Source organism: Ekhidna sp., from assembly GCF_039960695.1.
In the GTDB taxonomy this organism is placed as follows: Bacteria; Bacteroidota; Bacteroidia; order Cytophagales; family Cyclobacteriaceae; genus Ekhidna.
Window position 1 is genome coordinate 678,698 of sequence record NZ_JBDVKP010000018.1, and the last position, 10,916, is coordinate 689,613.

Annotated in this window: 10 protein-coding genes; all 10 read left to right on the plus strand. The window is 36.4% G+C overall.

What is annotated here, in order from left to right; genetic code table 11:
* Nucleotide 1: 1 nt before the first annotated feature.
* From rfbA to ABJG98_RS13185, 10 genes are read left to right on the plus strand one after another with little or no spacing between them, the layout of a single operon-like run.
* Nucleotides 2-871, plus strand: a complete 870-nt coding sequence (gene rfbA, locus ABJG98_RS13140; protein WP_348279982.1) for a glucose-1-phosphate thymidylyltransferase RfbA — start codon at nt 2-4, stop codon at nt 869-871.
* Nucleotides 861-1,412 carry a dTDP-4-dehydrorhamnose 3,5-epimerase gene (gene rfbC / locus ABJG98_RS13145; RefSeq protein WP_348279983.1) on the plus strand — a complete coding sequence of 184 codons (552 nt, stop codon included), beginning with the start codon at nt 861-863 and terminating at the stop codon, nt 1,410-1,412. Before rfbA ends, rfbC begins: the two co-directional genes overlap by 11 nt.
* Before the next feature lies 1 nt (nt 1,413).
* Nucleotides 1,414-2,358 (plus strand): UDP-glucuronic acid decarboxylase family protein, encoded by a 945-nt coding sequence (locus tag ABJG98_RS13150; protein WP_348279984.1) that lies wholly within the window; start codon nt 1,414-1,416, stop codon nt 2,356-2,358.
* Nucleotides 2,359-2,390: 32 nt separating this feature from the next.
* Nucleotides 2,391-3,644, plus strand: a complete 1,254-nt coding sequence (locus tag ABJG98_RS13155; protein WP_348279985.1) for a nucleotide sugar dehydrogenase — start codon at nt 2,391-2,393, stop codon at nt 3,642-3,644.
* A complete protein-coding gene (gene cysC, locus ABJG98_RS13160) occupies nt 3,631-4,233 on the plus strand; it encodes an adenylyl-sulfate kinase (protein WP_348279986.1) in 603 nt (200 codons plus the stop codon). Before ABJG98_RS13155 ends, cysC begins: the two co-directional genes overlap by 14 nt.
* The gene (gene cysD / locus ABJG98_RS13165; RefSeq protein ID WP_348279987.1) at nt 4,230-5,135 is read left to right on the plus strand and encodes a sulfate adenylyltransferase subunit CysD; all 906 of its coding nucleotides are present in this window, start codon (nt 4,230-4,232) and stop codon (nt 5,133-5,135) included. Before cysC ends, cysD begins: the two co-directional genes overlap by 4 nt.
* Nucleotides 5,136-5,154: 19 nt before the next feature.
* The gene (gene cysN, locus ABJG98_RS13170) at nt 5,155-6,414 is read left to right on the plus strand and encodes a sulfate adenylyltransferase subunit CysN (RefSeq protein WP_348279988.1); all 1,260 of its coding nucleotides are present in this window, start codon (nt 5,155-5,157) and stop codon (nt 6,412-6,414) included.
* The gene (cysQ, locus tag ABJG98_RS13175; protein WP_348279989.1) at nt 6,411-7,181 is read left to right on the plus strand and encodes a 3'(2'),5'-bisphosphate nucleotidase CysQ; all 771 of its coding nucleotides are present in this window, start codon (nt 6,411-6,413) and stop codon (nt 7,179-7,181) included. Before cysN ends, cysQ begins: the two co-directional genes overlap by 4 nt.
* Nucleotides 7,182-7,201: 20 nt before the next feature.
* Nucleotides 7,202-9,823, plus strand: coding sequence for an SLBB domain-containing protein (locus ABJG98_RS13180; protein ID WP_348279990.1), 2,622 nt, complete (start codon nt 7,202-7,204; stop codon nt 9,821-9,823).
* Between the two features lies 1 nt (nt 9,824).
* Nucleotides 9,825-10,916, plus strand: coding sequence for a Wzz/FepE/Etk N-terminal domain-containing protein (locus ABJG98_RS13185; protein ID WP_348279991.1), 1,092 nt, complete (start codon nt 9,825-9,827; stop codon nt 10,914-10,916).

Sequence of the window (10,916 nt, forward strand, 5' to 3'; positions counted from 1 at the left end):
TATGAAAGGAATAATATTAGCGGGAGGTTCAGGAACAAGACTACACCCATTGACTTACGCTATGAGTAAGCAAATATTACCGGTGTATGATAAACCAATGATTTATTATCCGCTATCCACATTAATGCTTTCTGGAATTAATGAAGTTCTCATAATAAGTACACCAAGAGACTTGCCAATTTTTAAAGATTTATTAGGTGATGGGACGGCCTTAGGGTGCTCATTTTCATATGCGGTTCAAGATGAACCAAAGGGTTTAGCAGAGGCATTTATAATAGGAGCCGATTTTATTGGAGATGACAATGTCGCACTTATTCTTGGAGATAATATTTTCTATGCATCCGGTTTATCGAAAAAGCTTCAAGCATGTGTAGATCCAGATGGAGGAGTCGTGTTTGCATACCACGTAAATGATCCTGAGAGATATGGCGTTGTGGAGTTTGATAAAAATCAGAAAGCAATTTCTATTGAAGAGAAGCCAGTTAAACCAAAGTCTAGCTATGCAGTTCCTGGGCTATACTATTACGATAATGATGTTGTTGAAATAGCAAAAAATGTACAGCCAAGCGCAAGGGGAGAACTTGAAATTACAGATATCAACAACTTCTATCTTAAGAAAAATAAGCTAAATGTTCAGGTTTTTGATAGAGGAACAGCATGGTTAGATACAGGCACTTTTGCGTCATTGATGCAAGCAGGAAACTTTGTGCAGGTTATAGAAGAACGTCAAGGACTCAAAGTAGGGTGCATTGAAGAAATCGCATACAAAATGAATTTCATTTCAAAAGCCCAGCTAGAAAAACTTGCTGATCTGCTAAAGAAAAGTGGATATGGTGCATACCTCCTTGATATAATTAAAAATGAAAATTGAAAAGACTAATTTGAAAGATTGCTTGATTGTCGAGCCAGATATCTTTGAAGACGAAAGAGGATACTTCTATGAGGGGTTCAATTCTGAAAAGTTCAGAAAATCAACAGGAATTGATTTTTTAGTAAAACAAATTAATCAATCAAGATCCTCAAAAGGAGTTTTAAGAGGTCTACACTTTCAGACAAAAGAAAAGTCGCAAGCCAAGCTAGTTACGTGTCTCGAAGGTGAACTACTTGATGTGGCCGTTGATTTAAGATCAGATTCAATGACCTTTGGCCAGTATTGTATTGTGAGATTATCTGCTCACAATAAGAAGCAATTATACATACCCAGAGGAATGGCTCATGGATTTCTTGTGCTGAGTGAGCATGCTAAACTCATGTATCTGGTTGATGAATTGTACTCTAAAGAGCACGATTCTGGAATTATTTACAACGACCCTGAAATAAATATAAGCTGGGGAGTTTCGGAAGATGAAATAATCTTGTCAGAAAAAGATCAGAATTTACCATCCTTTAAACAAACAAAACTTGATTTTTAAGATGTCAAAGAAGAAAGTACTTATTACTGGAGGAGCTGGATTCTTAGGATCACACCTTTGCGACAGATTTATAAAAGAAGGATATCACGTGGTAGCAATGGATAATTTGCTAACTGGAGATATTGGGAATATTGCTCATTTAATGGGAAATAAGGATTTCGAGTTCCAACACCACGATGTTTCAAAGTATGTTCATGTTTCAGGTGATCTTAAATACATTCTTCACTTTGCATCTCCAGCAAGCCCAATAGATTATTTAAAAATGCCTATTCAGACAATGAAAGTCGGTTCACTTGGAACACTTAATTGTCTAGGTCTTGCAAAAGAGAAAGGAGCAAGGATGCTAATTGCATCAACATCTGAGGTATATGGAGATCCATTAGTTCATCCTCAGAATGAAGAGTATTGGGGTAACGTGAATCCTGTAGGACCAAGAGGGGTTTATGATGAAGCGAAGAGATTTCAGGAAGCCCTTACAATGGCATATCATACATTTCACGGGTTAGAAACCAGAATTGTTAGAATATTCAATACGTTTGGCCCAAGAATGCGATTGGATGACGGCAGAGTTTTACCAGCGTTCATTTCACAAGCTTTACGCGGAGAAAACCTCACAGCATTTGGAGACGGCTCTCAAACTCGTTCATTTACTTATGTTGACGATTTAGTTGAAGGAATCTTTAGACTGCTCAATAGTGAATACGCTCAACCTGTTAATATTGGAAATCCAGAAGAAATTACTATTAATGAATTTGGAGAAGAGATCATACGCCTAACGGGTAGCAAGTCAAAAATTATTTATAAAGACTTACCCAAGGATGATCCTAAACAGAGAAAGCCAGATATCACATTGGCCAAAAAAGTTTTAGACTGGGAACCGAAATTTACTCGCGCGCAGGGGTTAGAGCCAACCCTCGAATATTTTCAGAAAAAGGTTTTAGGCTAAGTACTTCTATTTTTGCCCACTAAATTATTGGAATGGATTTTAAAGTAGGAATTGTTGGATTAGGCTATGTTGGGCTTCCACTTGCAGTTGAAAGTGGCAAGTTATATCCAACCATAGGTTTTGATATCAATTCTATAAGAATTGATGAACTAAAGTCTCGAATAGATAGAACATTAGAGGTCACAAAAACTGACCTTGAAGCCTCAATATTGTTGGAATATTCAAAAGACGCAAAGGATTTGTCACAGTGTAATTTTTACATTGTAACAGTTCCTACTCCAATTGATGAATATAAAAATCCAGATCTAAGGCCAATTATTTCAGCTTCTCAAATGGTAGGATCTCTACTTAAATCAGGTGATATTGTTGTATACGAGTCTACAGTTTTTCCAGGCTGTACCGAGGAAGTTTGCGTCCCCATTCTAGAGAAAGAAAGCGGTTTAAAGTTTAATGAGAATTTCTTCTGCGGATATTCGCCTGAAAGAATAAATCCAGGAGATAAAGAGCATCGTATTAACAATATTTTAAAAATAACCAGCGGGAGCAACCAGAAAACCAGTAAAAAAGTTGATGCTTTTTATAACTCATTTATAAAAGCGGGGACTCACCTTGCGTCATCAATTAAGGTTGCTGAAGCAGCTAAAGTGATTGAAAATTCACAGAGGGATATCAATATTGCTTTTGTTAATGAATTGGCTATCATATTTGATAAACTTGAGATTGATACCCATGAAGTTTTAGAAGCTGCTGGAACAAAATGGAACTTTCTGCCATTTAAGCCAGGTCTGGTAGGAGGACATTGTATTGGAGTAGACCCTTTTTATCTCACTCAAAAGGCTGAGTCCGTTGGCCATCATCCTCAAGTAATTCTGTCTGGCAGAAAAATAAACGACCAGATGGGGCAATACGTAGCTCAAAAGGTCATTAAACTTTTGGGATCGAAAAGAAAACTTAGTGCAGAATCAAAAGTTTTGATTCTGGGGTTCACTTTTAAGGAAAATTGTCCGGATACCCGCAACACTCGAGTCATTGATATTTATGAAGAACTCATCACCTACGGCGTAAAAGTCTCGGTCTACGATCCAAGTGCCGAGGTATTTCAAGTAAAGGAAGAATACGGAATTGCACTTGAAAAAAGTATTGACTCCAACTACGATGCGATTATACTGGCAGTCGCTCATTCAGGCTTTTTAAAATTGGATTGGAACGAGATAAGAAATTCAACACCGATCATATATGATGTGAAAGGCATACTACCTAAAAATTTGATCGATGGAAGATTATAAGAAAAATATTATTCCTCATTCATACAAAATTACTCAGTCTGATAGAGTAGAAAGAAATGGCTTCCTACCTAAACTTGTATGGTTCACGGGACTCTCGGGCTCTGGAAAATCGACTTTGGCTAGTGGGCTAGAAGATTATTTTTTCAAAAAAGGAACCAATACATACATTCTTGATGGTGATAATATTCGTAGCGGTTTAAATTGCGATCTAGACTTCAGCGATGAAAGCAGGAAAGAAAATATTCGAAGAATAGCGGAAGTATCTAAACTTTTTATTGACGCAGGCGTGCTGGTTTTTACAGCTTTTATTTCTCCATTTAAAGAAGATAGATATTCGGCAAGAAAATTGGTGGGAGAAGAAAACTTCATTGAAGTATATGTGGATTGTCCATTGGAAGTATGCGAAAAAAGAGATGTAAAGGGACTTTATAAAAAAGCCCGAGAAGGGAAAATAAAATATTTTACAGGCATTACATCTCCTTTTGAGGCGCCGGAAAATCCCGATATTCAAATCTCTACAGCCATCAATCCAATTACAGATTGTCTACAAAAATTGATTGAAGAAATAGAACCTAAAATAAGCATATGAAGAACTATAATCTAACTCATCTAAAAGAGTTGGAAGCCGAATCCATATATATATTGAGGGAAGTGGCAGCGCAGTTTCAGAAGCCAGCTATCCTTTTTTCTGGAGGTAAAGACTCTATTTGTATTACACATTTAGCAAGGAAAGCCTTTCATCCAGCAAAGATTCCATTTCCGTTAGTCCATATTGATACTGGACATAATTTTCCTGAAACCATTGAGTTTAGAGATAATCTGGTCAAGAAATTAGAAGCCAAGTTGATTGTCGGATCTGTTCAAAAATCGATTGATGATGGAAGAGCCGCTGAGGAAAAAGGGAAGAATGCGAGCCGAAATTCGATTCAAACTATTACTCTTTTAGAAACAATTGAAGATTACGGTTTTGATGCATGTATAGGTGGAGCAAGAAGGGATGAAGAAAAGGCCAGAGCTAAAGAAAGATTTTTTTCGCATAGAGATGAGTTTGGCCAATGGGATCCCAAAAATCAACGCCCAGAATTGTGGAACATATTCAATGGAAAACAAAATTTTGGAGAACACTTTAGAGTGTTTCCGTTGAGCAACTGGACAGAAATGGATGTGTGGCAATACATTTTAGCTGAAAAAATTGACATTCCTTCTCTTTATTTTGCCCATCAACGAGATGTTATTTGGAGAAACAGTACATGGTTACCTATTTCTGATTTTATCCAGATTGATGATAAAGAAGAAGTTGTCAATAAAAAGCTAAGGTTTCGGACACTAGGTGATATTACGATTACTGGAGGTATTGAATCGGAAGCTGATAACTTAGAAAAAATTGTTGAAGAGGTTGCTGCGGCCAGGCATACTGAGCGAGGAAATAGAGCCGATGATAAGCGCTCTGAGACAGCAATGGAAGATCGAAAAAAAGAAGGATATTTTTAATCAATAATCAATAAAGAAGATGGATGGATACTTGGACATGGAACTACTAAGGTTCACAACAGCAGGAAGTGTAGATGACGGGAAAAGTACATTGATTGGTCGATTACTTTACGATTCTAAATCAATATTTGAAGATCAACTTGATCAAGTAAAAGAAACAAGTGAGAGAAGAGGTGCGTCAGAAGTGGATCTAGCTCTGTTAACCGATGGACTAAAGGATGAAAGGGAGCAAGGAATCACGATTGATGTCGCCTATAGATATTTTGCTACTCCAAAAAGAAAGTTTATTATAGCAGATACCCCGGGACACATTCAGTATACCCGAAATATGGTCACAGGGGCATCTACCGCAAACATTGCTCTTATATTAATAGATGCAAGAAAGGGAGTAATTGAGCAAACTTGTCGGCATTCAATTATTGCATCACTCCTTCAAATACCACATATAATTGTATGTGTAAATAAGATGGATCTGGTTGACTACAAGCAAGAGAAATTCGATGAAATAAAAGGAGACTTTGAAAATTTTGCTTCAAAATTAGATGTTAAGGATGTTCAATTTATACCGATTAGTGCACTGAAAGGAGATAATGTTGTCAATCGTAGCGAGAATATGAAATGGTTTGAAGGATCAACACTATTATACACGCTAGAGAATACCCACATTGGAAGCGATCATAATCACATTGACTGTCGCTTCCCGGTTCAAACAGTTATCAGACCGCAAACAGACCAATATCACGACTATCGAGGATATGCTGGGAGAATCGCTGGAGGAGTGTTCAAGCCAGGCGACGAAGTGACTGTTCTGCCTTCCGGGTTTTCATCTAAGGTTAAAACCATAGACACATTCGATGGCTCTGTAGAAGAAGCATTTGCACCAATGTCAGTGACGATTACTTTGGAAGATGATATTGATATTAGCCGAGGTGATATGATTGTCCGTCAAAACAACCAACCAGAATCGCAGCAGGATGTAGATGTGATGCTTTGCTGGTTAAATAATAAAGGACCACAGCCAAGAACAAAATATACAATTCGTCACACCACTGCAGAAGCAAAAGCAATGATTAAGGAAATTCGCTATAAGCTGGATATTAACTCCTTACATAGGAATGAAGAGGATAAAAATATTACAGCAAATGATATTTGTCGTGCGCAGATTCGGACAACTAAACCTCTGTTCATAGATTCGTATAAAAAAAATAGAAATACAGGAAGCATTATTTTGGTTGATGAGGCCACTAACGAAACGGTAGCCGCCGGAATGATAATATGATAGTTGATTTAAGCAATCTTCTCGAAATTGCCAAGAAAGCAGCACGTATAGCTGGGGAAGAAATATTGAAAATATACGATTCCGGAGATTTTTCTGTTGAGTCTAAAGCAGATAATTCACCATTGACTTTAGCTGATAAAGCGGCGCACAAAGCAATTGTAAATGTTCTTAAAAAAACTAATATTCCAATTTTAAGTGAGGAAGGGAGAGATATTTCTTTTGATGAGCGCTCAAAATGGAATTATTTCTGGATGGTGGATCCATTAGATGGGACAAAAGAATTCATTAAGAAAAATGGTGAGTTTACAGTGAATATAGCTTTGATTCACGCTGGGAAGGCCGTTTTGGGGGTCGTATACCCACCTGTTTTAGGAGATTTATATTGGGCAGCGGAAAAAAGCGGTGCCTTTAAAGATCAAAACGGAGTAGTCGAACAATTAAATACTTCTAAAAAGAAATTAACTGATTCAGGAGTAAAAGTTGTGGCGTCAAGATCTCACATGAGCGAAGAAACCGAGAGATATATAAGTAAATTCACTGAAGCAGATATTGTCTCTAAAGGAAGCTCGCTCAAATTCTTACTTATTGCTTCGGGGAAAGCTGATGTATATCCACGCTTTGCTCCGACAATGGAATGGGATACTGCAGCAGCGCATGCTATCGTGTCAGAAGCTGGAGGAAGTGTTGTACTTCAAGATGGTATCACATCATTAACTTACAATAAAGAGAACTTATTAAATCCATACTTTATAGCTTTGCCCTCTTAATTTGGAATCAACCAATTTGCATGAAACTTTTAAAGTATAGTTTGATCTTGATAGCACTATTGTGTGGTCTTCAAGCTCTTTCACAGGACCTTAATAATTTATCCCCGAGCGATTTGAATTCAGTGAACATCGATCAGTTGACTGATGAACAAGTGCAGCGTTTTCTTGATCGAGCAAAAGAAAGCGGCCTTACACTTGAACAACTTGAGCTGGTGGCAAAGCAGCGTGGAATGTCCAATACTCAAATTGCTAAACTTAGAAATAGGATAAGACAGCTACAAGTCGAAGCAAATAATGAAGCTACGATTGTTACACAATCAGATCGTTTAAGAGAATCTGCAGAAGAAGATGATGAATATTCCTTTTTTACATTTTTAAACAATCCAGATTCCGTGAAATCCAACCGATTGAAAATCTTTGGGATGGATATTTTTAAATCAGCTGATATGTCTTTTGAGCCATCTCTAAATGTAGCTACCCCTAGGAATTATATTTTAGGAGCCGGGGACGAAATAATAGTTGATATTTATGGAGCCTCAGAAATAACATACCAAGAAGTTATAAGCCCAGATGGTACAATTTTGATTAGTGGGATAGGACCAATCGCTCTTAGTGGTATCAGTGTTAAAGAGGCAAAAAATAGAATCTTCAATAAACTATCTCTTATATATTCGGGGCTAAAAGGCAGAAATCCAAATACTTTTATACAAGTCTCTTTGGGACAAGTTCGCTCAATAAAAGTAAACGTGGTAGGTAATGTTGTTCAGCCGGGCAGCTATGAATTATCATCATTCTCTACAGCATTTAATGCACTCTATTATGCTGGTGGTCCAACTAAAAATGGTTCTCTTAGAGAAGTTGAGATAATTCGTCAAGGCAAAAAAATAGCAATACTTGATGTCTATAAATACTTATACGAGGGAGAAGATGATGAAAATCCACAACTATTAGATCAAGATGTTCTAATCGTGAAACCCTACATCAATAGAGTTAAATTGGCTGGAAATGTAAAGCAACCAGCTATTTATGAGCTTAAAGAAAACGAAACTATTGATTATTTATTCAGTTTTTCAGGAGGGTTTAGCAATAATGCATTTAAGGAGTTTATAACAATTGATCGGGTTGGGGAAAAGGAAAAAAAAGTGGCAACAATTGACAAATCCAACTTTTCACTGGAGAAAATAATGGATGGTGATTCTATCTACGTCACAAAAATACTGGAAACATATTCAAACAGAATAAAAATTAGCGGAGCAGTAAATAGACCAGGATACTATCAATTGACGCCAGAGATAACTCTTGCTAAGCTAATCGAAAAAGCCAATGGATTGAGAGAGGATGCTTACCTTCAAAGGGGGAACATAATCCGATTATCTCAAACCCTTACATTAAAAAATATATCTTTTAATGTGAGTGAAATCGTCAATGGAAATCAAGATATAATTCTAAGTCCGGATGACATTATTCAAATCTCTTCCATTTTTGATTTATCAGAAGAACGACTGATTACAATAAGAGGTCAGGTCAGAAATCCTGGTGAATTCCCTTATATAGACTCAATGACAGTTGAAGATCTAATCACTATTTCAGGGGGATTAAAAGAGGATGCTAGCACTACAACAGTAGAAGTCGCAAGACGATTAGCTTCAGACCAGGACTTATCCAAATCTTCGGAAATATTTACTTTCCGAATTAATCGAGATTTGGCTATCAATGATGATGCATCAAACTTTATTCTTAGACCTTTTGATTTGGTTTTAATAAAATCTACACCATATGTCAGGCAACATAAAGTGGTCAGAATAGAAGGAGAAGTGAATTTTCCTGGATATTATGCTTTGCAAACGAATGAAGATAAAATTTCGGATTTAATAAATAGAGCAGGAGGTTTAACTAAGTATGGATACCCCGAAGGAGCAGGATTAATAAGAAGAACCGAATACTATCGAACCGAATTTGATAAAGCTGAGTTAGGAGCATTAATTGATGCTAAAAGAAAAGAATTAGAGAAAAAGTTTATTGTTGAGAACCCCAACAGTTCGGAGAACTATAAACTAGTTGAGCAGCAACTAGTTGAGTACGAAAAAGAATTAACAGAGGCATTTAAGATTAAGGAGTCAACGGACGAACTAGAAGCAAGAATCTTTCGAGCACAAGAGCTGAGGAGACTACTTGTAAGAGACTCTGTGTCAGGATCAAATGAACTCATTGAACGGCAAGCAATAGGAATAGAACTAGATAAAATCCTTCAACAACCTAAATCTAGATACGATTTAATATTAAGAGATGGAGACCTGATAAGTGTGCCCAAACAACTACAAACAGTTAGAGTGCAAGGAGAAGTTCTTTATCCAAATACGGTAAGCTACCAAGATGGAATATCCTTTAAAAAATATGTCTCCGCATCCGGTGGTTTTTCTTCTAAAGCGAAGGTTAGTAAATCTTATATTGTTTATGCAAATGGAGCAGCAAAACGTACCAAAAATTTTCTTTTCTTGAAGAAATTCCCAAAGGTAAAACCTGGAGCTGATGTAATTATTCCTCAAAAAGAAAAACGCAGGAAACTCAGTGTTCAGGAAATTCTAGGGATAAGTTCTTCATTAGCTACGATAGCATTAATAATTGACCGATTAATTCAATAAAATGAGTAGAGAAATATCAGGTGGAGAAAAAATTAGTGTGATTGATTTAGCAGCTCATCTCTGGTCAAAGAAGTGGTTTCTAGTAAAAGTAATTATTGCTTTCTGTTTATCAGGACTTTTTATAGGATTCACTTCAAAAGCAGAGTATACGACATATAGCAAACTCATGCCCGAGAGTCAAGATGGATTTAGCCCTGAATTAGGAGGACTTGGAGGATTAGCAGGTTTAGCTGGCATAAACTTAAAAAATCAAGGGGGTGGTTCATTGACACCAGAAATATATCCTGAGATAGTAAAGAGTACTCCATTTATTGATGATTTGATTAATTCGCCAATCTATTTTGAAAATATTGATTCTGTAATTTCAAGTTATGAATATTTCAAAGAGCTTGATAAGCCTTCGATTTTAGGAATGATTGCTGATTATACATTTGGCCTACCGGGCAAAATAAATATACTGTTCCAATCTGCAAAAGAAGATGAAATGTCTAAGACTAATCAGCTGATTCGCTTTTCAAAAGATGATTGGAAAATTTATGAAAAGTACGCTGAAAGACTATCAGTAACTGTGGATCCAGAAACAGGAAATATAACTATTAGTTCTAAAATGCCTGATGCTATGGCAGCAGCTATGACTGTAGAAATGCTCGTAACTAAACTTACCACGCAAATAATACAATACAAGACTGAAAAATCACAATTGAATTTGAAATTTATTAAGAATAGCTTCGAAGAAGCTAAAATTGAATACGAAACTAAACAAAGAGAACTAGCATTATTTTCTGATCGTAATAAAAATATTACAAGTTCTACCGCGAGTATTGAATTCGAAAGATTACAAAATCAGGTAAACATTTCTTTTGAAGTTTATAAAGGTCTTGCGACACAATTAGAGCAAGCTAAAATAAAAGTAAAAGAAGAAACACCGGCATTTACAATCTTAGAGCCTACGAAGGTTCCGGTTGAAAAAAGTAATATGCGAAAGCTTTATGTAATTATCATTTCGATAATTGCAGGAATAGCTATTGGGGCTATTTATGTCATTTTTAAAGCACCTTTTTTAAGCCTAATTAAAGAAATTACCAACAAATAG